The organism is Colwellia sp. BRX10-9 (assembly GCF_014077405.1).
Lineage (GTDB): Bacteria > Pseudomonadota > Gammaproteobacteria > Enterobacterales > Alteromonadaceae > Colwellia_A.
Window position 1 is genome coordinate 44884 of sequence record NZ_JACGVV010000015.1, and the last position, 24219, is coordinate 69102.

24 protein-coding genes and 1 pseudogene are annotated in these 24219 nt (G+C 37.5%); 12 read left to right on the forward strand and 13 right to left on the reverse strand.

The features are described 5' to 3' along the window. Positions 1–316 precede the first annotated feature (316 nt). The 3 genes and pseudogenes from H4J69_RS10525 to H4J69_RS20170 all read left to right on the forward strand — a co-directional run bounded on the left by H4J69_RS10525 (position 317) and on the right by H4J69_RS20170 (position 3829). Positions 317–1945, forward strand: a complete 1629-nt coding sequence (locus H4J69_RS10525) for a cytochrome D1 domain-containing protein (protein ID WP_182216678.1) — start codon at positions 317–319, stop codon at positions 1943–1945. Between the two features lie 87 nt (positions 1946–2032). Beyond that, positions 2033–2584, forward strand: a pseudogene (locus H4J69_RS20165) (NapC/NirT family cytochrome c); the annotation flags it as partial. A gap of 3 nt (positions 2585–2587) precedes the next feature. Further along, complete coding sequence (locus H4J69_RS20170) at positions 2588–3829, forward strand: ethylbenzene dehydrogenase-related protein (RefSeq protein WP_404842395.1); 1242 nt, start codon at positions 2588–2590, stop codon at positions 3827–3829. A gap of 185 nt (positions 3830–4014) precedes the next feature. On the opposite strand, the gene H4J69_RS10535 is transcribed toward H4J69_RS20170, so the two are convergent. Both H4J69_RS10535 and H4J69_RS10540 read right to left on the reverse strand, forming a co-directional pair. Next, positions 4015–4239: a hypothetical protein gene (locus H4J69_RS10535; protein WP_182230263.1), complete on the reverse strand. Its 225-nt coding sequence runs from the start codon at positions 4237–4239 to the stop codon at positions 4015–4017. A 361-nt stretch (positions 4240–4600) separates the two neighbouring features. Continuing rightward, positions 4601–5275 (reverse strand): alpha/beta hydrolase, encoded by a 675-nt coding sequence (locus tag H4J69_RS10540; protein ID WP_182244212.1) that lies wholly within the window; start codon positions 5273–5275, stop codon positions 4601–4603. A gap of 450 nt (positions 5276–5725) precedes the next feature. On the opposite strand from H4J69_RS10540, the gene H4J69_RS10545 reads away from it, so the two are divergent. From H4J69_RS10545 to H4J69_RS10580, 8 genes are all read left to right on the forward strand, one after another. Next, positions 5726–6040 (forward strand): plastocyanin/azurin family copper-binding protein, encoded by a 315-nt coding sequence (locus H4J69_RS10545; RefSeq protein ID WP_259367744.1) that lies wholly within the window; start codon positions 5726–5728, stop codon positions 6038–6040. 433 nt (positions 6041–6473) lie between these two features. Beyond that, complete coding sequence (locus H4J69_RS10550; protein ID WP_182244213.1) at positions 6474–7730, forward strand: hypothetical protein; 1257 nt, start codon at positions 6474–6476, stop codon at positions 7728–7730. A gap of 115 nt (positions 7731–7845) precedes the next feature. Then, positions 7846–8661: a CbbQ/NirQ/NorQ/GpvN family protein gene (locus H4J69_RS10555; protein ID WP_182244214.1), complete on the forward strand. Its 816-nt coding sequence runs from the start codon at positions 7846–7848 to the stop codon at positions 8659–8661. Next, on the forward strand, positions 8654–9271 hold the full coding sequence (locus tag H4J69_RS10560) for a cytochrome c oxidase subunit 3 family protein (RefSeq protein ID WP_259366341.1): 618 nt from the start codon (positions 8654–8656) through the stop codon (positions 9269–9271). The genes H4J69_RS10555 and H4J69_RS10560 overlap by 8 nt, the downstream gene beginning before the upstream one ends. Before the next feature lie 18 nt (positions 9272–9289). Beyond that, positions 9290–9544 carry a cytochrome C oxidase subunit IV family protein gene (locus tag H4J69_RS20460; protein ID WP_182216457.1) on the forward strand — a complete coding sequence of 85 codons (255 nt, stop codon included), beginning with the start codon at positions 9290–9292 and terminating at the stop codon, positions 9542–9544. An 82-nt stretch (positions 9545–9626) separates the two neighbouring features. Next, positions 9627–10007: a hypothetical protein gene (locus H4J69_RS10570; protein WP_182216459.1), complete on the forward strand. Its 381-nt coding sequence runs from the start codon at positions 9627–9629 to the stop codon at positions 10005–10007. Positions 10008–10142: 135 nt separating this feature from the next. Beyond that, complete coding sequence (locus tag H4J69_RS10575; RefSeq protein WP_146796219.1) at positions 10143–10583, forward strand: cytochrome c; 441 nt, start codon at positions 10143–10145, stop codon at positions 10581–10583. 4 nt (positions 10584–10587) lie between these two features. Further along, positions 10588–11976: a cbb3-type cytochrome c oxidase subunit I gene (locus tag H4J69_RS10580; protein WP_182216461.1), complete on the forward strand. Its 1389-nt coding sequence runs from the start codon at positions 10588–10590 to the stop codon at positions 11974–11976. A 453-nt stretch (positions 11977–12429) separates the two neighbouring features. On the opposite strand, the gene H4J69_RS10585 is transcribed toward H4J69_RS10580, so the two are convergent. The 9 genes from H4J69_RS10585 to H4J69_RS10625 all read right to left on the reverse strand — a co-directional run bounded on the left by H4J69_RS10585 (position 12430) and on the right by H4J69_RS10625 (position 19315). Then, on the reverse strand, positions 12430–12690 hold the full coding sequence (locus H4J69_RS10585; protein WP_182216463.1) for an LPP leucine zipper domain-containing protein: 261 nt from the start codon (positions 12688–12690) through the stop codon (positions 12430–12432). A 78-nt stretch (positions 12691–12768) separates the two neighbouring features. Next, positions 12769–13239 (reverse strand): potassium channel family protein, encoded by a 471-nt coding sequence (locus H4J69_RS10590; RefSeq protein WP_182216465.1) that lies wholly within the window; start codon positions 13237–13239, stop codon positions 12769–12771. Between the two features lie 31 nt (positions 13240–13270). Next, positions 13271–13600, reverse strand: coding sequence for a hypothetical protein (locus H4J69_RS10595; RefSeq protein WP_182216467.1), 330 nt, complete (start codon positions 13598–13600; stop codon positions 13271–13273). 3 nt (positions 13601–13603) lie between these two features. Continuing rightward, positions 13604–14242 (reverse strand): hypothetical protein, encoded by a 639-nt coding sequence (locus H4J69_RS10600; protein ID WP_182216468.1) that lies wholly within the window; start codon positions 14240–14242, stop codon positions 13604–13606. Positions 14243–14338: 96 nt separating this feature from the next. Then, entirely contained in the window at positions 14339–15028 is a 690-nt protein-coding gene (locus H4J69_RS10605; protein ID WP_182216470.1) for a PspA/IM30 family protein, read from the reverse strand. A 23-nt stretch (positions 15029–15051) separates the two neighbouring features. Then, positions 15052–15465 (reverse strand): YjfI family protein, encoded by a 414-nt coding sequence (locus H4J69_RS10610; RefSeq protein WP_070375922.1) that lies wholly within the window; start codon positions 15463–15465, stop codon positions 15052–15054. Positions 15466–15600: 135 nt separating this feature from the next. Continuing rightward, positions 15601–17307, reverse strand: coding sequence for a polyamine aminopropyltransferase (locus H4J69_RS10615; protein ID WP_182216471.1), 1707 nt, complete (start codon positions 17305–17307; stop codon positions 15601–15603). Positions 17308–17424: 117 nt separating this feature from the next. After that, positions 17425–18327, reverse strand: coding sequence for a DUF350 domain-containing protein (locus H4J69_RS10620; protein WP_182216473.1), 903 nt, complete (start codon positions 18325–18327; stop codon positions 17425–17427). A 22-nt stretch (positions 18328–18349) separates the two neighbouring features. Continuing rightward, on the reverse strand, positions 18350–19315 hold the full coding sequence (locus H4J69_RS10625; RefSeq protein ID WP_070375925.1) for a hypothetical protein: 966 nt from the start codon (positions 19313–19315) through the stop codon (positions 18350–18352). A gap of 185 nt (positions 19316–19500) precedes the next feature. On the opposite strand from H4J69_RS10625, the gene glnE reads away from it, so the two are divergent. Continuing rightward, positions 19501–22374, forward strand: a complete 2874-nt coding sequence (gene glnE / locus H4J69_RS10630; protein WP_182216475.1) for a bifunctional [glutamate--ammonia ligase]-adenylyl-L-tyrosine phosphorylase/[glutamate--ammonia-ligase] adenylyltransferase — start codon at positions 19501–19503, stop codon at positions 22372–22374. A gap of 31 nt (positions 22375–22405) precedes the next feature. Here glnE and H4J69_RS10635 read toward each other — a convergent pair whose 3' ends face one another. Continuing rightward, on the reverse strand, positions 22406–23086 hold the full coding sequence (locus tag H4J69_RS10635) for a TcpQ domain-containing protein (protein ID WP_182216477.1): 681 nt from the start codon (positions 23084–23086) through the stop codon (positions 22406–22408). Positions 23087–23202: 116 nt separating this feature from the next. Further along, the gene (lpxL, locus tag H4J69_RS10640; RefSeq protein ID WP_182244215.1) at positions 23203–24141 is read right to left on the reverse strand and encodes an LpxL/LpxP family Kdo(2)-lipid IV(A) lauroyl/palmitoleoyl acyltransferase; all 939 of its coding nucleotides are present in this window, start codon (positions 24139–24141) and stop codon (positions 23203–23205) included. Positions 24142–24219 lie beyond the last annotated feature (78 nt).

The window sequence follows — 24219 nt, forward strand, 5'->3', positions numbered from 1 at the left end:
TCAAGTTGCAAATTCATTGATGACTAAAACTTTTAAAACTTGATCTGAATCAGGTTATTTATTCCTGAAGTAATGAATAGTTACATTTGTTTACTGGACTAACACTTTTTCTTGTAATTGATTTTAAGTTGCTTTCAATAATAAAGCGCGTAGACCAGAACGTTAACAACGACGAATTTGTTTATTGGTGTTTCAGTTTCGACTTTTATTAAAGCGAAATAACCGAAATTCTAATAAAAATAAAATTAGAGTAGAACACTGAAAAAATAAGAATTATCCAAAACATTAAGCTCGTAAAAATATCTGGAGAATGACGATGAAAATAATTAAATATGGCTTGTCAGCACTTGGTTTAGCAATAGGAATGGCCGTTACTGGTATTAGTCTGTCTGTATCAGCAACAGAGCCGACTTTGTCTGAGGCTGACTTTGATAAAGCGAAATTACAATACTTTCAACGCTGTGCTGGTTGTCATGGTACTTTGCGTAAAGGCGCAACAGGCAAAAATTTAGAGCCTGAAAATACTTTAAAAAAAGGCCAGCAACGTTTAGAGAAGATTATTTCTTTAGGTACTGAAGGTGGTATGAATAACTTTGACGATTTATTCAGTAAAGAAGAAATAGCTAATTTAGCGACCTTCATTCAGATGGAACCACCTATTCCTCCAGAAATGTCTTTAGCGCAAATGCGCTCTTACACCAAAGAATATGTAGCACCGAAAGATTATCCAACTAAACCAATGCATGGTTTAAATTGGAAAAACTTCTTTGTTGTTATCGAACGTGACGCAGGTACTGCCGCCATTATTGATGGTGATACTAAGAAAATTATTGCTCACCTCGATACGGGTTACGCAGTACATGTCATTAAAGGTACAGAACATCATAAAGTTGACCATGCAAAAGATATTGGACGTTTTTGGTACACCATTGGTCGTGACGGTAAAGTAAATAAAATTGATTTATGGCAAACGCCTGACAAAATGTTAGTTGCTGAAACTAAAATGGCTTATGACGCTCGTGATATCGCAGTTTCTGGCGATGGAAAATACGTAATTGCTGGAGGTTACTGGCCTGCGCATTTCGTTATTATGGATGCAGTAACATTAAACCCACTTAAAGTTGTATCTACTCGTGGTTACAATACTAAAGGTGAATTCATCAATGAAGCACGTGTAGCTGCTATTTACACTTCGCCTTTAACGTCTTCATTTATCGTGGCAGTTAAAGAAACTGGTCAAATGCTACAAGTTGATTATACCGACTTAGATAACTTAACCATTACTAGTATTGCTTCAGCAGAATTTTTGCATGATGGTTTCTTTGATCCCTCTGGTCGTTACTTCCAAATTGCGGCTAATGCTTCAAATAAAATGGTTGTGATTGATACTATTGAACGTAAGTTAGAAGCGATGATTGAAGTTGATGCATTACCGCATCCTGGTCCTGGCGCTAACTGGATTGATAAAGAATGTGGTCCTGTTGGTGGCACAACTCACTTAGGTGTTGGCCTAGTATCAGTATGGGGCAATGATCCTATGGGTCATCCTGATAAAGCTTGGAAACTTTGCTATGAAGTTGAAACAGATGGTGCTGGTGCATTTATCCGTACCCATGAAACTTCACAATATGTTTGGGCTGATCAGTTGAAACATCCTGAGCCAGAAGTTCAACAATCAGTACAAGTATTTGATAAAGATACTCACCAAATCGTTAAAACTATCCGTGTAACAACAGAGCCAGGTAAAGCGGCACTGCATATGGAGTTTAATGATGACGGTACTGAAGTTTGGGTATCTGTTTGGAATCGTAAAGATGCTAGAAACCCTACGGGTGAGATTGTAATTTACGATGCAAAAACGCTTAAAGAGTTACATCGTATCAAGGGTTTAACAACGCCTACTGGTAAGTTTAACGTTCATAATCGTATGAACCACAAAACTTAATTAGTCATTTGACTAATAATGCGAGTGCAACAGCCGTTGTACTCGCACTCTTTGTTTAATTTTTCGCTTTATTCCTACGAGTTAATTATGGTAAATAACACAATAACTAAACCTAGCTTTTGGTCTCGTCGACTCCTGCTGGGTACAACAGTAGCCGGAGCTGTGCTCTTTTTTGTTGTCGGTATTGTTTTTTGGGGTGGCTTTAACACCGCGATGGAAGCAACAAACACCACAGAGTTTTGTATCGGCTGTCACGAAATGGAAGACAATGTTTATCAGGAATATAAACCCACCATACATTTTTCAAATAGAACTGGCGTAAGAGCGGGTTGTCCTGATTGTCACGTACCTAGACCTTGGATCCACAAAGTGGTGCGTAAAATACAAGCCTCTAAAGAAGTATTCTCTTGGTTAACGGGTAAATTAGATACCAAAGAAAAATTTAATGAACATCGTTTTGAACTTGCTCAGAGTGTTTGGAAAGCGATGAAAAATACTGATTCACGAGAATGTCGGAATTGTCATAATTTTGAGTCTATGAATCCAGAATATCAAAAACCTCGGGCCCGCAAGCAGCATTTAAATGCATTTGAAACAGGGCAAACCTGTATTGATTGTCATAAAGGTATTGCTCACCATGGTGTGAGAGATCAATTGTCAGATGAAGCACTTGAAGCTCTTGAAGCACCAAACCCTGAATTTATTCGCGAAGTACCGCAAATGTACCTTGATGGTTTAGCGCGAGTAGAAGCAAAAGAATCCAAAGATGCTGCAGATATCAAGGAAGCAGACCTTGCTGAGAAAGCGAAGATAGATGAAAAAATTGAACAAGCAGTTCAAGCAGCATTAACCAATGCAGGTACTAATTCAACCGCTAATAAAGCAATAACTGATAATGCTTTAGCGACGAGTTCTAGCAGCACGATTAATGTTGATTGGTCAAAAGCAAAATCCACAGATATTAGCGTTTTTTATCCGGGAACTGCATCGTTAGAATGGATATTAGGCCGGTCTCATGGTGGTAAACGTGCTTTTAGTAAAGGTGACCGTTGTATTGAATGTCATGGTAAAGAAATTGCTGATATTGGTGAAAATATTGTTTCAGGTAAAAGTGAGAAGGAACTTGAGCCAAACATAATACCGGGTAAGCGAGGAAGTTTCCCCGTAACAATTGATGCTAGCCATGATGATGAAAGCTTATATTTGAGGTTTAGTTGGGCTGACGGTGATCATGCGCCAGTTCCGTTTGTTGAAGGGGGTAAAATGGATCCTGATAACCCAATGAAGTTAGCCTTTATGTTAGCAACGGACGATGTTGAATATGCTGACCGTGCTGGGTGTTGGGCAACCTGCCATGCTGACGCTAACTCTATGCCTTATGCGCCGATAAAAGAGGAGCTCATCGGCTCAGATATCGCTACACGCTTAAATTTAAATTCAGGTGTTACTAAGTACTTGAAAGAGTCGCGTACTGAATTAGAAATAAAAGGCCGTGGTGATAAAGCATTGGGTGGTTGGGATAAATTGAAAGGTCAGAGTGATATTGATGCTGCGCAAGCTGAAAATAAATACATGGATATTGTTCGCTATAAATCTGGCAGCAAAGAAGTTGAAGATGGTCAAATATTAGCTGAACGTAATATGCATGGAGGTCAAGGCGCGGAAGTTGAAGCGTCATTGAAAAATGGTACTTGGTCTGTGGTCATTAAACGTAAGCTTAAATCTGACAAAGTGGGTGATGTCAGTATTGCCGCAGGTGCAGTATATAACTTTGGCTTCGCGATACATGATGATTATTCAAGCGCTCGTTACCATCATGTATCATTTGGCTATAAGTTAGCACTTGATAACGATAACGCAGAAATTAACGCCGTTAAACTTTAACACCGCTATAAACATTATTATCAATGGGTTATTTACTGAGCTCCAAAGTGCAACTTTGGAGCTTTTTTATATTCAGGATGGCTGTTCATTGACATTCTTGTTACACGGCATTAGGGCATCAGGGCGCTATGGCAATGAGCGATTTTATTATAGCTTTGAATGACAGAACACTGACTTTTTAGCTTTTAGCCGGTATAAAGAACCATTTTATGAAAGCGATTATGGGGGTAAGTTATTTGTTCAAAGGGAGTAACCCAATAATATCCAAAGTTGTTGGTTAAAGGTAAGTCGAGTGCAGGTAAAAACTCTACTTTATCAAGCTGATTTCGAATAAGAAACTTAGAGAGCAAAGCTATGCCTAACTCTGCAGTTGCGGCTTTAGCAATGATAGATACTAGTTCAAACAGCATGCCTTGTTTTGTTGGCGTTTAAGCATTAGGTTGTAAAAACCAATCTTGCCAAGCTTAAAGACGTGTTGCTAAATGTAATAGCAGTAGTCACTTTAAATCATCGATGTTATTTAAATTATGCTTTGTTAAAAATTTGGCTGAAATAACGCGCATAAATTATTCACCCATTAAAAAATCACTTTGAGTTTTGGCCAATCTGGATAGCCACTGTGAATGGTAAAGAGAGTTTTAGATATGAAAGTCAAGGGGTTAATGTCGGAGGTTGGTCGTTCATAACTAACGTGTTATTTCTTATCTGACCTAAATGAATAAAGCCGACAATATGCCGACTTTATTTTTATTGAGTTAATTTATAGCTTAATTACTTTAACAGGGTATTCACCAACCAAGCTGAAATATCGCTAAGTTGTTCCGGTAATACGCTGTGAGGCATACGATAAGATTGCCATTTTGTATTATATCCAGCATCAATCAATAGTTGATTGGCCATTTTTCCCGAGCTCATTGGTACTACGTCATCTTGCTCACCATGGTTTTGCAAAATAGGAGTTTGCTTATTGGCGATGTGACAGTTGTCGGGCAATTTATCTGCGGTTGGTAGGTAACATGACAAAGCCATAATGCCCGCTAAGGCTTTTGGGTACCTAAGACCGGTAAATAAGCTAATAACGCCACCTTGGCTAAAACCTGCTAGTACTATTTTATTGGCAGCAATACCAGAATCTATCTGCTGTTGAATAAGCGCGTGAATGGCTTGTTCAGACTCAAGTACGCCAGACATATCAGCTCGATTATGCAAGTCCATACTTTTTATATCGTACCAAGAACGCATCACATAGCCTTGGTTAATTGTTACCGCTTGCTCAGGAGCATGCGGAAAAATAAAACGAATACCGTGAGCCTTGGGTAAATTTAATACCGGAACAATGGGAGCGAATCCATCACCCGAATCTCCAAGCCCATGTAGCCAAATAACACATGAAGTTGCTGGAGAACTAGGATCTATAGTGACGCGTGCTAAAGGTTTTATCGGCATGTAGTTTACTTATATTAAGGATATTTAATTGTCTGATATAATAACAGCCTCTGACCCTTTCCTGTAGTGGTTACTGGAATAAGGTTTTAATTATTTTTTTACTTTTTCTTTATTGCTATCTTTAAAATCTATGATTAAGCCGCTTACGACAATATTATTAATTTCATCGATTCTGTTAAAATAGCGCTATTGTCAGAATAAATAAAATTTTCCTGCGGCAATATTAATAATATATGTTGTGCTCATTACTGCGCCATCATCATAAGAAAGTTATAATATATTTAACCTCAGCGCTTCTTTATTACTCGTTATTAGTATGATTTTGTGAATAAAATTAATGAATAAATAAAGGTAATAAACTTGAGATAGAACAGGGTTAGGCATAAATATAAAATGTAATATCTGCACTGTTAAATGATTTTTTATAAATTTAAAAGTGAGGATATGCTAATGAAAAAGTTATTGGTGATTATGTTAATACTATTTATTCAATTTTCAGTTTATGCAAAAGAAGTGGTTGTAGAAATATATAAGAAAAACTTTATTCCCGCCCATATTACCATTAATGTCGGTGATACCGTGATTTGGAAGAATATTGAAAAACGTCAGTATCATAACGTATGGTTTAAACAGTTAACCCAAGAAGAGCCTGATTACATTTTTCCTGGTGAACGCTATCAGCGACGTTTTTCACTTGTGGGAGAGTTTCCTTATGAGTGTGGACCTCATCCGAAAATGCAAGGTGTAGTTACTGTTATTGAATAACGTATGGTTTAAACAGTTAGCCCTAGAAGAGCCTGATTACATTTTTCCTGGTGAACGCTATCAGCGATGTCTTGCCACGGGATAACTTAACTACGAAGAGCTCTGTACTTAAATTAACAGAATAATAACTTATAATAAAGTGTTGTTGAAAACTAATCATTACACGTCAATTTTAACGTTCCGTTTAACTACACGCTATGCTTTATCGATGCTAATTATAAGTTGGGTGGTGTAGATGCATAAAGATTAAAGTTGGCTAGCGTTTTTTTTCGCAGATTAAATCAACAAAACACTCCTCATTTGCTATAATCGATACACTTAATTGCAATACCTAATAAAAACGTGGATTTTTCACGCTTTTTTTATATTATTTCTAATCTATGCTTAACCGTATTATTAGTGATAATTCCTTATACGGAGTTTATATAGTTTCATGAGAAAGTTGTTATCTTCACCTGTTAATATGCCCTTGTCTGATGCTGAAAATCAGGTTTATCAAAATGCCCTTAAATATGTCACGCCATTGAGCCTAAATTTAATGGCGGTTAAAGTGACACATCGTCCAGATGATTTTCTGGGCTGGTGTGGCGAGTTGGCCCGACTATGTCGTGAAGAACTTAATAAGGATCTTTTAGAAGATGAGCAACTTTTACCGCTTAAGAAGCTACAAGATATTCTTGAAGCTGGCTTTACGCTTAGTCAGTTTAAAATGGCTAGAATTGCTCCTTGGCCTATATTTGCCAGTTTTATTGAACAACAAAGCACGATTCATGCTTTAGATGAACGTTTACGTTTATTGAATTATCTTGAGGAAATTCGCCAACAACCTTTAGCAGACTTAATTGTTGAAGACCGTTTAGCTTTTTCTGGTAAGCACACAACTCAGCATGACTACAGCATTTATAATTTTGATGTTGAATGGTTTGCGGGCACTAAAGGTGCAAAAGTTTTTCATACCTTGCTTGAGCAGTCGCCAGAAAAGTTTGATGCAGCATTAGCGCACATTCCTTTAACTGGAGAAGTAAGTCATGCAAACTACCAAAGTTTTGTTAACGACTTCCAACAAATCTTTAAAGAATATACGCAAACAAAAGCCCAAGGCGAAAAAGCGCCTTTAGCGGTAGCTACACGTCTATTAGCGATGCGCAGACCGGATCAATTTATTGCATTAAATAACAATAAAATTGATATTCTTTGCCAAGGCTTATCGATTGCTAAACTAAAAAACACAGATTTTTCATCTTACTGGCATGACATGATTGGTACTATGCGTACTTTTGCATGGTGGCATCAAGCACAACCAGAGATAGCTGAAGCAAACAGTGATGTAAGTGAGGGCGAAGAAAGCGCTCAAGATGAAGCTACTGGCAACAAAGAGAATCGTGAACTTATTCTTTGGAAAAATCGTGCGGTATTAATTGATTTGTTTTTATTTGCTGATGCTGACTTAGCACCAAATTCAAACTACATTAAGTTACGTGAAAAAATGCTTAATAAAGCGAAGTCGAAGTCAAAGGCGACGCCTAAAAAACGTAGTAAAGAGTCAGCTGAAATATTAGTGGACAAAGCGCTTACCTCAGAAGATCTTCCAGCGTACTTGCAGGGTAAACGTGACTCAATTATTATTCAGGTTAAAAATGGTAAAAGTGTTGAACAAGCTATCGGTTTAATGCGCGCAATTTTTGGCTAATTAATCGCTATTTTCATGCTCAATTGATCGGAATCAACTAAGGTCCATTCAAATTTGCAGCTAACTCATTTAGGGCGTATTTTAACGTTAAGTTAAATTACGCCTTTGAGTTTTTATGAACACCGTTAATCTTAAACCTTCGACCAAAACTGACGATTCTTTATATTATCAAGAACAAAAGAATGAAGTCTCCTTATTTGAATATGCCTATCACCATCAATTACCCGTATTAATTAAAGGGCCAACAGGTTGTGGTAAAACGCGTTTCATTGCCCATATGGCAGAAAAACTCAATAAACCCCTTTATACTGTTTCTTGTCACGATGACTTAACCGCTGCTGATTTAGTAGGTCGCCATTTAATTGGTCCCAACGGCACCTATTGGCAAGATGGTCCGTTAACAAAGGCTGTTCGTGAAGGCGGCATTTGTTACTTAGATGAAGTCGTTGAAGCACGCAAAGACACAACCGTTGTATTGCATCCATTAGCTGATGACCGTCGCGTATTACCCCTTGAACGCACCGGTGAGTTAATAGAAGCCGCCCCCGGTTTTATGCTGGTTGTTTCTTATAATCCCGGATACCAAAATCTATTGAAAGGTATGAAGCCAAGTACACGTCAGCGTTTTGTGGCACTGCGCTTTGAATACCCTACTGCGGAATTAGAACAAGAAATTTTAATTAAAGAAGCAGGGGTTGATCCCCATTTAGCTTTTAAATTAGTTGAACTTGCCCAAGCTTTACGTCGTTTAGAAAAAAACGATCTCGATGAAGTTGCTTCAACACGTTTGTTAATCTATGCAGCGAAAATGATTTCAAGTGGTATGAATCCTATCGAAGTTTGTCGTTGTTGTTTAGCCGAACCATTATCAGATGATATTGATACGGTTAATGCTTTAATGGATGTTGCTAGAATTTACTTTGATGAGTAACAGCGTTATTACTTCAAAAACTTCAGAACTTCGCGAGGTTAAAGTAGCTGACAATATGGTTAATAAAAGACTGCCGGGTGATTTAGCCATGTGGTTTTTTATTCTTGCTGAACTTACTGTCTTTGCTATATTTTTTATTGGCTTTGCTATTACTGAGCAATTACATAGTGATATGTTCATTGCGAGTAAAGCTAAGCTTCACCCGATTGCGGGTTTAATTAATACGATTGCCTTAATCACCAGCAGCTTATTTGTTGCTTTATCTGTTCGAGCTATTCATCTTCATCAAGTTAAACAATCAATTAACTTACTCGTCATTTCACAAGTTATTGCCTGTATTTATTTAGCAGTAAAAATTTGGGAATATCAGTTTCTCTTCAATATAGGCATTGATATAGAGACAAATACTTTTTTTACTTTGTATTTTCTTATTACCTTCTTCCATTTTATGCATGTACTTTTAGGTATGGTTATTCTGCTTATTATTGGCGTAAATGCTAAGAAAGGTGCTTATCAAGAGGACGTCTCTGGCTTTGAATCGGGTGCAAGTTATTGGCATATGGTTGATATGTTATGGATTATTTTGTTTCCACTTATCTATGTTATTTAAAGAGGCGGTAATGACACTATGATCACTTTGAAACAAACAATTATAAGTTGGCTACTTTTAATTATATTGACCTTTAGTTCAGTTTATATCGGACAGGTTATAAAATCCCCAGAGTACTTAATTGCTTTTGTATTATTAATTGTTTTCCTTAAAGGGCAGCAAATTACCGATGTTTTCATGGAACTTCGCACAGCGCCTAAAATGTGGCGGATATTATTACTTGGCTATGTATTTATAATTCCTGCTGTTATTTGTGTAATTTATCTTTTGTAGTGATGTTTAAGGCGTTGGGCGGTCTATTCAGATTAATCATTGACCTAAACAATAGTGTTACTTTTAGTTAAGAGAGGTTTATATGAAAAATTCAGTTGAGCAGTCATCGAACCAACACCATTCAGCCAAAGATGGCCGAGATGCTATTATTTATCAATCGTTATTTTTGATGAATTTATTACTTATACCTGGCCTGTCTTTTTTAATTTTAATATGGTTATTTATTAAAAAAAAGCACCAGAAAGGCTGGCAATGTATTCATCTATACCGCTCCATTCAATTGTCTATTTTAGCCGGCTTTTTTATTATCGTAATTCCGCTTGTTGTCTTACTAACAACTGATGCTTTTGAAGTGTCTTTAATGGTGATGATCATTTACTTTGTTACTATGCATGCCGCTTTTGTTTTGCTGGGAATGCTAAATGTTTCTAGGGCAATGGCGAAAAAACTTCCACTTTTTTGATATAACGCATACTTACCTTTTTTTTAGTCACAAATTATTACACATTCTTTAAAACTTGATAGAAATCAAGTCTCCTTATTTAAGAGCGGTTTATTATCCTCAAGCTTTATTATCGTTTTTACTAAGGAAAACACCATGTCAGAGCGTTTTACTAAAGGCATGGCTCGGAATATTTATTATGGAGGAAGCGTATTCTTCTTCTTAATATTTCTAGCTTTGACCTACCACACCACCAAAGTGATGCCTGAAAGGGATCACCGTGAAAATATTACCGAAGCTGTTGCTCACGGTAAAGAACTTTGGGAAGAGAATAACTGTATCGGTTGCCATTCATTAATAGGTGAGGGGGCTTATTTTGCACCTGAACTCGGTAATGTTTATAAACGCCGTGGCGGTGAAGCGGGCTTTAAAGCCTTTTTAAATGGTTGGATGAAAGCTCAGCCGTTAAATATCCCTGGCCGTCGTCAAATGCCAAACTTTCATCTTAGCGATAAAGAAATTGATGACTTAGCAGAATTTTTGAAGTGGACGTCAGAGTTAGATACTAATGACTGGCCACCGAATATTGAAGGATAATGCGATGAACACTTTAAAATATCAATCTCAAGCGGTCGCAAAACCTTATTTCATTTTTGCATTAATACTCTTTGTTGGCCAAATTCTATTTGGCTTAGTTATGGGGTTACAATATGTTGTTGGTGACTTTCTTGCTGGCGCAATTCCTTTTAACGTAGCACGTATGGTGCATACCAATCTACTAATAGTCTGGCTATTATTTGGGTTTATGGGCGCTGCTTATTATATGGTTCCAGAAGAATCTGAAACTGAACTTTATAGTCCTAAATTAGCTATTATCTTGTTCTGGATATTTGCCGCCGCAGGTGTTGCAACTATCTTAGGATACCTATTAGTCCCTTATTCAACTTTAGCTCACTATACGTTAAATGAATTATGGCCAACGATGGGACGTGAGTTCCTTGAACAGCCTACTATCACAAAAATTGGTATTGTTATTGTTTGTTTAGGCTTTTTGTTTAACTTAGGTATGACTATTTTAAAAGGCCGTAAAACAGCTATTAACATGGTGTTGATGACAGGTTTAATTGGTTTAGCCGTATTCTTCTTATTCGCATTCTATAATCCAACTAACTTAGCACTTGATAAGTACTTTTGGTGGTTTGTTGTTCATTTATGGGTAGAAGGTGTATGGGAATTAATCATGGGCGCAATTTTAGCTTATGTGTTGATCAAAATAACAGGTGTTGACCGAGAAGTTATTGAAAAATGGTTGTATGTCATTATTGCAATGGCGTTAATCTCAGGTATTTTAGGTACAGGTCATCATTTCTACTGGTTAACTACTCCAGAATATTGGCAGTGGGTGGGCTCTGTATTCTCAGCAATAGAACCTTTACCATTCTTTGCGATGGTATTGTATGCCTTTAACATGGTTAATCGCCGTCGCCGTGAGCACCCTAATAAGGCTGCAACACTCTGGGCATTAGGCACGTCAGTAATGGCATTCTTAGGTGCAGGTGTTTGGGGCTTCTTACATACATTAGCACCAGTAAACTACTATACCCATGGTTCACAAATTACTGCTGCTCATGGTCACATGGCTTTTTATGGTGCTTATGCGATGATCGTAATGACAATTATTTCATATGCTATGCCTAAGTTACGTGGTATCGGTGAAGCTAATTGTAATCGTGCCCAAGTACGTGAAATGTGGGGATTTTGGTTGATGACTGTTGCTATGGTTTTCATCACATTATTCTTAACAGGTGCTGGTGTATTACAAGTGTGGTTACAGCGTATACCAGAAAGTGGTGAAGCGTTAAGTTTTATGGTAACTCAAGATAAACTTTCAATATTTTATTGGCTACGTGAAATTGCCGGCGTGTTTTTCTTAATTGGTTTAATTTCCTTTATCTCCAGTTTTTGGGTGAAAGAAAAAGTAGCTAGCTAAGTACTAGTATATGTTGGTATTAATCAACAGAAAATGAAAGCCGGTTACTGAAAAGTAACTGGCTTTTTATGTTCAGGATGGTCTTTCTCATACATCCTGTTTTTCTAGGCATTAGTGTATCTCTGTACGTCTACGTTATGTCGTGATGCTGTGACTGCATGGATGCAATAAGTAGAGTAACGCAGGAGCAGTAACCGAGATGGCAAGGAACGACGATGTTCACAACGGTATGGCCATTTCTAGGCATTCATATAGTCACATGGTCTTGATACTCCTTGATGTCGATGTAAGAGTCGATAATGGTATTTCTTAGACAGGCTGTCCTTCAAGGCGTTTGTCCATCATTGCACGCCAATAGTCATAGTTTGTTGATACGAAAATAGCAGGCATAAAAAAACACGAGGCTGATATAATCAATCTCGTGTTTTATTTAATAGACCTATGGTCTAACCGTTATTTTTTGTAGCTAGAAGCAATGTTATCCATGCGTTCATTAGCATTAGCAACAGATGTTTTAACACCTTCTATTGTTTCTGTATTCATTGTTTGCTGACTTTTTACATCGGCAACTTCATCCGTTAAGGCATTAACTTTATTAGTTAGTGTATCAACCTTTTGGTTTAGGCTACTTACACTTGCTTCTAAAGCGTCAGTGTTAGCACAGCCTGTTGCCGTCATGATAAGTGCTGCTAGAGCAATAGTTTTAATTAACATAGTGTTTTCCCTTTTATTATATTTAAAAGACAAGTATGGCATAATATAATAAATTTATTACACATTATTTATTAATATTTACTTGGTTGATTTGTGAATAACTTCTTCAATTTTATTGGCTAATAAATCAATTTTCACTTCGAGTTGCTTATTATGATCAAGTATTTCTTTATTTTGTCGGCGCAATTCTCTATTTTTAACGTCTGTGTTAGAAAATCCAAAAAAACGATTAATAAACTGCGCGCCAATAAAACTCATTAATCCAACACCAATATAGAACATACACATAACAACGACCCTGCCACCTGTAGTTACAGGATAGTAATCACCATAACCTATGGTACTAGAGCTCACTTGTAGCGCCCAGAAAGCATCATTATATGTTTTTATATTGGCCGTAGGTGCGGGTAATTCGAAATGCAGTAACAGTTTCGCTGCTCCAGCCATAATCAAATAGAGTGTCAATATTGTTAAGATTAATATATATCGAGATTTATAATTCTTAATACCAAATTCATCGATAGTGTAATGTTTAAGTCTATGGCGCATCATCATAATGTTTATAATTTCATTTTTGCAGTTAACTATTATTGTTTTGCGTAACATGTAGAATTAAATCATCCATTAATTTACGCTTTATTTCAAGTTGTTGTTCAGGAGAAAGGCCGTATTTTAAGGCTAATATTTGGTAATCATCTTGTCCTAAACTTACGGTTAAACGAGGTCGTTTAGGTCTTTTATTCGTTGGTAGGCCAAGAATATCACGAATTTGGTCTGATGGACTCAGACCGGCATGTAATGCTTGAGTACGAATTGCTAATTGAATTTTTTCATCCATATCAAAAGCAACTTGCACCGCCTTGACTGCTTGAATTGAAGATTGCCATTTTTCAGGTAATTTTCTGCTCACAAATTAGCTCCCCGGGAAAATATCGATAATATCAGAAGTTGGACGGTATAACGTAATAAATAAGTCGGTATCACCATCTTGCCATACTTCAATATCAATACCGCGCGATTGCTCTTCATCAAGTAAGCTATAAAGTTCAAATTGCTCGCCTGCTTCATTTCCTTCATAGGCGCTTAAACTTTCACTACGATTATCTCTGCGGTGAAAATAACCTACTTTTGCAAAAACTTGTTGCTGGTATTGTGGACTACTCCAGCCTGATGTTAATAAAGAATCTGACTTTCTCTCTAGAAAGGCTTCACCAGGTTCATCAAATACTGTGGCAAACTCATCTAAATCGAACAGTGATTCGATATCTTGGTGCTGAATTTTAAGAGCAAATTTAAGGTAAGTTTTATCATCACTTTCGATGGTTAAGTAAAGCTCAAGGTTGTTCGCACCTTGTAAAACCCATTCAGTTTGTGTGTTACTTTCAAATTCGTAGCAGTTAATGGCTGATACTTGAAACTGTTGTTTACGTAAGGACTCAGGTAAGGCGAAACTGTCGGTCAGCACAATAATATCTTTAATCTTTAACTCTTCAGCTGAGTTAACTTGGCGTTCGTCTTCTTTCTTTTTAAATAGTCGCTTTAGAAAACTCATATTCAGATCCCAAAAATCCGCCTAGTTGTTGGGAGGAAAACAGCTAGGCGGTTAAAACGGTATTCGTTAGTCAATAATGGCTAACGAGCATGTGTGTTACTTTTGTTTAGCTTTTAAACGGTCTAATACTGAATTCGCACTATTATCTGTGCCACCAATACCGGCTTGCTTAAGTTGAGCAGCTAATGAATTATCTGAGTTTTCAGATTCTAACACTTCTGCCGCTTTCATTTGATCATCAAATTTCTGCTGTTTAGCTTTAATGCGTTCTAAAGAATCTTTAGCATTTAACAGCTTAGAATTACTTGATGAAAAGTTATCTGTGATTGCCGATGTTGCTTTTTGAACACTTTCTGTTGTTTTAACCATAGAAAGTTGACGCTTATATTCACCTACTTGGCGCTCACTTTTCTTCACTAGTTCTTTTAAACGATTAGCACTACCTGAAAAACTATCAAGTGCTTGTTGTTGAGATGCTAGATCATTTTCCAAGTTAGAAATTTTTTCAGCAACAGCTAATGCTAACGTTTCATCACCTTTTTCAAGGGCTTGTACTGCATAGCCTTCGTGCTCAGTGACTTCGCGCTTTAAACGGTCAACTTCACGGCTTGATGACATTTGTTGAGCCATAACACCAGTAAGGTCACGTTTAGCTTTAGTTAAGTGATTTTCTGAATCACGAATCTCTTGTTCAAAAATACGGGTAGCGTTTGAATCAACAATTGATTCTCCAACTTCTGAAGCGCCACCTCGAATTGCGGTCATTATCTTTTTAAAAATACTCATAGTTTTTTCCTTAGGGTGGTTAATTAAATTAGGTACTCGCCCATATCATCTATAATTTCCATCGCGTTATTACTTAAAACGCCTAATTCGTGTTCAATATCATGAAAAGACGAATTAATAGATAGGGCACCAAAAATTACGTATTTATCACCAATTTTTGAAAATGATGATAAAGGCATCGGAATATTCATTTCTAACATGCTTACGTGCATGTCTTGAAGGTATTCAGGTTTTACTTCTTCTACGCCCCATAAGTAGGTGATACATAGTATTTGATCATCGGTTACAGAAACAAAAATTGGTAATTCTTCACGGTCGATAACAGTAATTTGTAAAACGTCCACTTCGCCTGAAATAGGCTGACAATCAAAAACCATCCCGGTTTCAGAATTGTCCGCTAAGCTATTTAAGTGATCAGCAATTTTATGAATGTTCATGTGATTCCTTAGTCTGTATTTTTCGTTAATAAATCTAAAAGTAAATATCTCTCAGACATATTATGTCGTTGAGGTAAATTTAGCACTTTGACATAATATGTCAAGAGCCGATTTGCATTATTTGTTATTTATTTGTCATTCTTGTAAATAAGCATTGTTCAAACCTTGTTGATCGCGCCATGCTTTTTGATGTAATTGATAAATATTATGGCTACCTAAATAGTTAATAGGAACATCTGCTTGGTTCTTATAAAAGCTTTTCGAAAACTCGAATGAATTAATCACCATAGGTAGTGTTAGCCAATGATGTTCAATTGGTAATTTTTCTAAAGACTGTAAACGGTTAAGGGGGCTAGCACCACGTTTTGACGCTATCGTCCAACCCCATTCGCCAAAGCTTGGCACATTATCGTGATATTGCTGAACGTGAGCGAATTTAGCCGCTTTTACTGTTTTTCCAATCGCAATAAAAGCATCTTTGGCATGATATGGACTTGCCGATTGTATGCCAATTAAGCCGTCACCCGCGAGCAACTGATGTAAGCGCGCATAAAAATTAACAGAATAAAGTTTATTTAAATCAGGGTGGCTAGGATCAGGTAGGTCAACAATGATGCTATCAAAGGTTTGTTGTTGTTTTAACAAGTTATCAATCGCTAAAAAGGCATCTTCATTAATAATTTTTACCCTAGGGTCTTGTAAACTTTTCTGCGTTAACTGATTAAGCTGAGCCGCCAACGATGGTGATAACTTTTCGGTAGGATCCAAAAATATTTGCATTAATTCGGCGTCTAAATCAATTAAGGTGACTTTTTTGGGCGACCACTGCAAGACATCACGTAATGCTAATCCATCACCACCGCCAATGATTAATATATTGTCATGTCTAGCAGAACCAGCCATAACAGGACTGACTAAATAACTGTGATAAATAAACTCATCAGCAGACGAAAATTGTAAACGGCCATTAAGATAAAAATTAATCACACTTGGCTGCTCTGCTCCCATATGTCGTTGGGTAAAGTTGAGTTGTTGATAGCGGGTCTTATCGGTATAAACAACTTTATCTAAATAGAGCAAGTTACTCATTTGATTTAACCAGCTATTACCAGACTGATAAATAACGCCAATGGCGATCAATAATAAAATATGAAGTGAAACTAAGGTTTTTCGCCAGGTGAGTTTATCCCAAAAATGAAAGATAAAAATACCACCGACAATTAAGTTTAAGGCAGCAGTTAACGCACTGGCTTTACTGATATCAATAGATAATAAAAAAATAACCCAAATTGCAGCACCAATACCCGCGCCAACATAATCGGCGCCATAAATAGTGCCTAGGTTATTTTTTAAATGTTTTTGGTGAATTGATTCTCTAATACGTGCGATAAGGGGAATTTCCATACCAATGAAAAAACCTAAGATGAAACCAAAAAAATAGGGACTATTAAAAGCGAGCTGCGATAGTTGTTTTAAAAATCCACCCTGGGGCATAGAGTCGGGTGGCAAATTAAAGGTGTCTGCTAATACCTGTGGAAACGTTTGAGTGAGTGCTATTAAGCCACCAATAATTAAAATTGAGCTGCAACCTAAAAACGCGATGGTAAGCTCTAACCAAACAAAACCTTTGAATGCACAAGTGATCTTGCGTGCGGCAAAAGCACCTAAACCCATAGCGACAATCATCAAGCCTATCATGGCATAAATAGTACTTTCCATCGCGCCTAAGACACGACCAGCATAATGGGATAAAAGGTATTCATAGATTAAACCACAACCAGCTAAAACGGCCATGGTTAAAATAAGCAGTGTATCGTTCCAAAATAATTGTTTTTTATTCATAGTTATAAAGTACCTAGCACCATCAAATAAGGTCAATGGGTAATACTGTTCTTCCTGAAGATAAAAAAGCTTTAAGTGCTTATGCCCTTAAAGCTTTTTTGGTAAAAGAGGGGAAGGTTATGACATCAATGCGGTTAAAATGAGGGCAATTGAAATACTCGTTGCCATTTCAACACAAGCAACGCCTATATTTTGTTGTTGATCAACTTCTTCAACTAAATTAATTCCCCACAGTACAATACGTTTGGCAATGGCTGTTAATATTGCGACTAATAGAGTCATCACGACCGCAAATACAAACCAAGAGATTAAATTGTAAAATAAAGTTTCAGGTGAGTACGTAAGAAAGTGACTCGCTGCGGTAACGGCTAAAGCGGTACTAATTAATTGGCCAGCATAACGTATAGCAATTGCGGTTTGTCCACGTGTAAATGCTTCTTGTAAGCAATCACCTTGATTATTTTTTGCGTATTGGCGCTCTTTTAAGCGGGTAACTAATAATAAAATAGCTTGAGAGATAATAAAGCCGGCAATGATGGCAATAAAGGTATCAACGTCTAAACCATGCACCCAAAGTAAAACCGCGCGAATGATGATAGCCGTCGCAATGGCACCTGCAGCATCAACAATACCTATGGTTAAATTTTCATTGAGAATTTCTTGTGTTTTATTGATGTGTTGCAGTGATAATTTATCATGGATAACACGTCCAATTTTTATCAGTATCAAGCCTAATGTGCCATAAGCGAACATGCCAACAAATTCCATCCAGTAGCTTGGCGCATTTTCACCACTGATTGCACCTGTAAGAACAATACCTAAGGCGGCAACACTCCCTGCGACACTGATGCCAAAAGCAAAGTTATCTTTTTGTGCTAACTCTTGCGTAGAGTTAACTTTAGCCGATAAACCTGAAATAAAACGCATTGCACCTAATAAAACAATCGCAATAGAAATATCAATAACTAAGTAAATTAATAAATCTTGATTTAGGGCAGTAATTTCAAAAAATGTATTCATGTTAATTCCTATATCCTACTCGTTATTTGCCGCGTCTAAAGCTGCGAGATGTGGTGCTTTTGCTGTTTCTAAAGCTGGAGCTTTTTGAGTAGCTAGACTTCTTTGCGTATGAACTATTGGTACTAAATCGCTTTGCACTGGTTTGTGCCGTACTACTTTGTTTAGAAAGGCTAGATGACCCCGTCCGACTTTTACTGTAAGTACTGTTATATTTTTGACCGCGGCTTTGAAATGATTTTTTTGTACGGGTATCTAAATCATTTTGTTTTTTTAATTGGCTTGGTGAACTATAGCGAGTTCGGCCGTAATCATTATAATAACTGTAGTTTCTTGAACGACCCCAATCATTATATGAAGTGCGGCGAGAACCAAATACATCACCCATCATTGAATACATGCCATACCATGCCCAAAAAGACATACCATTGCTTCCTTGCGTCCAACTACCATAACTTGGATTGCCAATTAACTGTTCTCCGGTACCAAAGTCCTGAGCATTATTGGCTTGTTTACTTTGTGCTTTTGATAACGAGTTAACGCGCGGCAAAACCCCATCAGACATGTCAGCAAGCACATTGAGTGGATCGCTTAATGCGTCAGAGTAAAGTACTGGGTCAGCGGCAAGATAAATGTTAACCAGTTCATTGAAGATATCTTCTTTACTGGCAAACATACTTGGTTGATTTTTAATGGTTGCTAAACGGTCAAGTAGCGACAAATACATTGGACCTTTTGTCGTCGCATCTTTGTTAAATTCGTTAATTAATTGCGTAAGATGAGGTTTTTGCTGTTGAAGTTTTTCAGCATATTGATGAATTAAACTGGCATTACGTACCTGACCATCCGTTAAGGCGTCAGCTAATTGTTGAATACGAAGCTCAGTGATTGGCGTTTGTTGTTTAATTTTTTCTTCGAAGGGATCAGAGCAACCGACTAAGAAAATAATCAAGCTTAAAAAAGCGTATTTGATGTGTTGCATTCCTGCCATAGTGTCCTCAAAAATGCTATTATTAACATATACTCAGGTTATTTGAGTACGAATTTGCTATCTATATGTGTAATATATATAACACGTTATTAATAGCATCATAGACATAATATGTCTATTAATTCGTGATTTCATTTGAAATTCTTCTTCCTTGTCTTTTGCATAGTTAACAAATGGGTCATTAAATGAATAAATCAACTCAGCTACCAAATATACTCTCCCTGCAACAGCAAAAAAGCACGCAATTGTTTAATCATCAATACCCCGAAGCAACCGCTAATTTGTCCAAGCAACAACTCGCTGATTTTCATCAAGCATTAATGGCAAGTGACTTTATATTAAACAGTGCATTGCAGTGCCCTGACATTGTGGTGTCTTTATTTTCAAGTGAACGTGTTTACCAAACTGACTGTCCCAATTATCAGCAAATGCTTACTGAGCTGATTGCCCCTTGTGAAAGTGAAGAGCAATTACATAAAATCTTACGGCAGTTTCGTTTACAAGAGATGGTTAATATTGCCGTTGCTGACTTGTTGTTTGATCTTGAATTAACCTTGTCGTTAGAGCGTTTATCCGAACTCGCTGACCAGCTTATTTTAGCCGCATTAAACTGGTTAACATTACTCTGCCAAGAAAAATGGGGCATACCCAACAGCAAAAATGGTGAGGTTCAACAACTGTTAGTTTATGGGATGGGCAAGCTAGGTGGACGTGAATTAAATTTTTCTTCTGATATCGATCTTATTTTTACCTACCCAGAAATGGGAGAAACACAAGGTGCTAGGCGTAGTCTTGATAATCAGCAATTTTTTATTCGTTTGGCACAAAAATTAATTACTGCCTTACATCAAAAAACGGCCGATGGTTTTGTTTATCGCGTTGATATGCGTTTACGTCCTTTTGGTGAAAGTGGTCCGCTTGTTTTAACCTTTAATGCCATGGAAGATTATTATCAAGAGCAAGGGCGTGACTGGGAGCGCTATGCGATGCTCAAAGCGCGTCTTATTGGTCAGGGCAAATATCATGACCAACTTTCAACCATACTCAGACCTTTTGTTTATCGTCGCTATATTGATTTTAGTGTTATCGATAGCTTACGCCGTATGAAAATGATGATCGCCCAAGAAGTGCGTCGTAAACAATTAAATAACAACATAAAACTGGGTGCAGGCGGTATTAGAGAAGTTGAATTTATAGTGCAAGTGTTTCAGCTTATTCGTGGCGGGCGGATAAAAGAATTGCAACACCGCCGCTTATTAACGGTGTTACCTATTTTGGTCGAGAAAGAAGTTATTACCGCTGAGAATGAAGCCGTGCTGACCGATGCTTATTGTTTTTTACGGCGAGTAGAAAATATTATTCAAGCGTTAAATGATCAACAGACTCAGACCTTGCCAGATAATACCTTGGATCAAATGCGTTTATTATGGGCACTTAATCATAAACAATGTCAAACATGGCCAGACTTTCTTGAGTTTTTAGCGTTGAAAATGAACAGCGTTCATCAGGAGTTTTGTGCACTTATTGGCGAAGAGAGTCCAAATCATCAAGCGAAAGATCAGCATTGGACAGCATTGTGGGACAGTAAATGGTCAGATGAGGAGAGTGTTGCTTGGATCGAACAGGTCAGCTTCTTCGTTGATGCTAAAAAAATATGGAGTTTGCTCGCTGAATTTAGAGCTGAGATGGAAAAGCGCAGTATCGGTAATCGAGGGCGTGGCGTACTTGATAAATTAGTACCCGTTTTAATGTGGCACATACAGCAAGAGCATAGTGGTCACTTTACGCTAGAGCGGGTCTTAATTATTTTTAATAAGATATCAACGCGTACCGCCTATATTGAATTATTATTTGAAAATGAAGGCGCATTGAAGCACCTCATTAAACTGTGCCATCAAAGTAGTTGGATCGCAGAACATATTGCCAAGTATCCGATATTATTAGATGAATTAATCGATCCTAAATTGTTACACAATCCGCCAGAGCTGAGTAGTTATTCTGCTGACTTAAGACAAGCAATGTTGCGGATACCTGAAGATGATCAGGAGGCACAAATGGACATGTTAAGACAATTTAAGCAAGCACAACACTTGCGAATTGCGACCGGTGATATTTGTGGGATCTTACCAGTAACTAAAGTTAGCGATCATTTAACCGCTCTTGCCGAAGCCATTATTGAAGAAGTTATTCATTTAGCTTGGCAACAAATGGCTCAGCGTTTTGGCGTGCCCGAGTCGACAGTTGGCGAAAACCATAAAGGCTTTTCTGCGATTGGCTATGGAAAAATGGGCGGTATAGAATTAAGTTATAGTTCCGATTTAGATTTGGTTTTTGTTCATAATAGTCAAAGTAATGAGGTTACTAACGGTTTAAAGCAGATCCCCGCTTCGCAATTTTACATGAAACTAGCACAGCGTATTATGCACATTTTTAATACACGTATGGCCAGTGGTATTTTATATGAATTAGATATGCGGTTACGTCCTTCTGGTAACTCTGGTTTGTTGGTCGTTCATGTTGATACTTTCGCACAATATCAGCGAGAAGAAGCATGGACATGGGAACATCAAGCGTTAGTCAGAGCTCGTACTGTATTTGGTAACCTTGAATTAGCTAATAAGTTTTCAGCCATAAGACAAGAAATACTAACTTGCGTCCGTGAACGAGCAAATGTCAGTGCCGATGTTTTAAAAATGCGTGCAAAAATGCGTGCGCATTTAGATAAATCAACATCGGCTGACACTGACATCAAGCAAGGCGAGGGTGGGTTAGTTGATATCGAATTTTTAGTCCAATTCCTTGTGCTTAGCGAAAGTGCAAAGCACCCAGAGCTTTGCAAATATTCCGATAACTTGCATTTACTTAAAGGGCTACAACACTGCGGAGTAATAAGCTCAGAGCAACAAAAGCAGCTAACGACTAGTTATTGCACGTTACGTGATTTTGGTCACCACGCGACCTTAAAAAATGAGCAGCAATTATTGACTAAGGTGGACTTTGAAGTAATAGCTGAAAACGTTGCTGCTATTTGCCTGTCACTGTATGAAAAATCTTTATAGAAATGTCTGATAACTACAAAGACGTTATTATTTAGCGTCTTTGAGACTTTTGCGGTAATAAAATACACTCTTCATCTAGGTAGGGTATATCCAAATCAATCAGTACAATGGCTCGTTGTTGATGACAAAAATAGACCTTAATACCTTCGCGAAAGTGTCCTTCAACCGCTTTACCAACTTGGTAAGCTGTTTTGATGATTTCTTTATTAATACGAAAAGGGTCTTTGACCAAAAAATCTCTATTTAACCACCAAATAACTTCTAAACCCTCACTATTTGCATATTCTGAAAGTTTTTGAAAGAGTGTTTCACCTAAGCGAAATGGGTGGTTTTCATTGGTGCCACGCCAGTTTTTTCGTAAGGGACGTGTGACCATGCGCCGAGCTTCTAGCAGTTTGACAATGTCACCCGTTGGCTCTTGCAAGTAAACTATATTATTACGAATTTTTGGACCTGAACTGCCATCGTCACCATGTAAGTTGGCGTAAAAGCGAGATAAACCATCTGCCGCCGCATTGTTACTTTTTATTTTTGAAGTCGATGACTCTGATGCCAGAACGGCTTTATCTGCTGGTTTAATTGGCGCAACTTCTGCTGTTGCCTGGGTATCATCCGACAAAGAAGAAAATAGCTCTTCTTGGTTATCAAATAATAAAAAAGCTAAAGCAATTAGAATTGAACCAAAAATAATGTTGCGTAACCAAAAGTTCATATAAGGCTGTCTTAGTTATGAGGCCATATGGAAAATTCCAGTATGGTGTACCTATAATAAATACTACCATACTGAAAAGTTGTTATTTATACAATGCTGATGATTTCAACCATGACTTATTTGTAAAGTGAAGGGTCATCTTCATTAGGTCTTGTTTTAAAACGTCGATGTAACCACATATATTGTTCGGGCTTAAACATAATGGCTTTCTCTAGCTCTTGGTTGATGCGAATAACGTCAGCCTCGTCATTATCGGTAGGGAAATTCTCCATCATTGGCTTTATTTCTAAAGTGTATCCGCTGCCATCATCATTTCTGGTCGGTATGAGTATGTGACTTTGTACGTTTTTCTGGCGAGCAAAAATTAATGTACCCGTGGTTGTTGCAGCGTCAGGTACAGCAAAAAAAGGCACAAATAAACTGCGATTTCGACCATAATCTTGATCGGGCAAATAAATACAAACTTCCTTATCACGTAGTGCCTTCATTAAGCCCTTAACGTCGCGCTTACCCAACATGTATTTATTGGAGCGGCCACGACCTCTAAACTGAAAAAATTCCATTAGTTGATTATTGTGTGGGCGATAAAAAACCACCGTAGGGTGTCCAGTACCCATGCCACGACAGTTAATTTCTACACTTAAGTAGTGCATGGTTAAGAGTAAAACACCTTTACCTTCTCGATGGGCTTTTTCTAGATGCTCAAGGCCAACAATCTTTGTTTTTCGTCTAACTCGCCAATCTGGCCACCACCAGCCCATGCCGGTTTCAAATAAGGCGATGCCGGTATTTTCAAAGTTTTTCTTTAAAATACGGGTACGTTCTTGTGCCGACATTTCTGGAAAACATAGTTGCAAGTTTTTCATCGCAACCGTTTTGCGACTTGAGCCTATTTTATACAGTAAGCGCCCGAGCATCCTGCCGAGCATTAATTGTAATTTATAAGGCAACCATGAAATGGTATAGAGAACAATTACCCCAAACCAAGTTAACCAATACTTAGGTAATAGGAAGGATATTTTAAAATCAGGTTGTAAAACTTTATTTTTACTCACGGGATGATGTCAACTCATTGAAATTCATGTGATACAATATTAACCATTATATCTGTATATCCATAAAGAGTTAAGAGG

Excerpts from the sequence above, each read along its gene's own strand:
- H4J69_RS10525 (WP_182216678.1), top strand. The coding sequence starts at position 317 with ATGAAAATAATTAAATATGGCTTGTCAGCACTTGGTTTAGCAATAGGA.
- H4J69_RS10535 (WP_182230263.1), bottom strand. The coding sequence starts at position 4,239 with ATGCTGTTTGAACTAGTATCTATCATTGCTAAAGCCGCAACTGCAGAG.
- H4J69_RS10540 (WP_182244212.1), bottom strand. The coding sequence starts at position 5,275 with ATGCCGATAAAACCTTTAGCACGCGTCACTATAGATCCTAGTTCTCCA.
- H4J69_RS10545 (WP_259367744.1), top strand. The coding sequence starts at position 5,726 with ATGAAAAAGTTATTGGTGATTATGTTAATACTATTTATTCAATTTTCA.
- H4J69_RS10550 (WP_182244213.1), top strand. The coding sequence starts at position 6,474 with ATGAGAAAGTTGTTATCTTCACCTGTTAATATGCCCTTGTCTGATGCT.
- H4J69_RS10555 (WP_182244214.1), top strand. The coding sequence starts at position 7,846 with ATGAACACCGTTAATCTTAAACCTTCGACCAAAACTGACGATTCTTTA.
- H4J69_RS10560 (WP_259366341.1), top strand. The coding sequence starts at position 8,654 with ATGAGTAACAGCGTTATTACTTCAAAAACTTCAGAACTTCGCGAGGTT.
- H4J69_RS20460 (WP_182216457.1), top strand. The coding sequence starts at position 9,290 with ATGATCACTTTGAAACAAACAATTATAAGTTGGCTACTTTTAATTATA.
- H4J69_RS10570 (WP_182216459.1), top strand. The coding sequence starts at position 9,627 with ATGAAAAATTCAGTTGAGCAGTCATCGAACCAACACCATTCAGCCAAA.
- H4J69_RS10575 (WP_146796219.1), top strand. The coding sequence starts at position 10,143 with ATGTCAGAGCGTTTTACTAAAGGCATGGCTCGGAATATTTATTATGGA.
- H4J69_RS10580 (WP_182216461.1), top strand. The coding sequence starts at position 10,588 with ATGAACACTTTAAAATATCAATCTCAAGCGGTCGCAAAACCTTATTTC.
- H4J69_RS10585 (WP_182216463.1), bottom strand. The coding sequence starts at position 12,690 with ATGTTAATTAAAACTATTGCTCTAGCAGCACTTATCATGACGGCAACA.
- H4J69_RS10590 (WP_182216465.1), bottom strand. The coding sequence starts at position 13,239 with ATGCGCCATAGACTTAAACATTACACTATCGATGAATTTGGTATTAAG.
- H4J69_RS10600 (WP_182216468.1), bottom strand. The coding sequence starts at position 14,242 with ATGAGTTTTCTAAAGCGACTATTTAAAAAGAAAGAAGACGAACGCCAA.
- H4J69_RS10605 (WP_182216470.1), bottom strand. The coding sequence starts at position 15,028 with ATGAGTATTTTTAAAAAGATAATGACCGCAATTCGAGGTGGCGCTTCA.
- H4J69_RS10610 (WP_070375922.1), bottom strand. The coding sequence starts at position 15,465 with ATGAACATTCATAAAATTGCTGATCACTTAAATAGCTTAGCGGACAAT.
- H4J69_RS10615 (WP_182216471.1), bottom strand. The coding sequence starts at position 17,307 with ATGAATAAAAAACAATTATTTTGGAACGATACACTGCTTATTTTAACC.
- H4J69_RS10620 (WP_182216473.1), bottom strand. The coding sequence starts at position 18,327 with ATGAATACATTTTTTGAAATTACTGCCCTAAATCAAGATTTATTAATT.
- H4J69_RS10625 (WP_070375925.1), bottom strand. The coding sequence starts at position 19,315 with ATGGCAGGAATGCAACACATCAAATACGCTTTTTTAAGCTTGATTATT.
- glnE (WP_182216475.1), top strand. The coding sequence starts at position 19,501 with ATGAATAAATCAACTCAGCTACCAAATATACTCTCCCTGCAACAGCAA.
- H4J69_RS10635 (WP_182216477.1), bottom strand. The coding sequence starts at position 23,086 with ATGAACTTTTGGTTACGCAACATTATTTTTGGTTCAATTCTAATTGCT.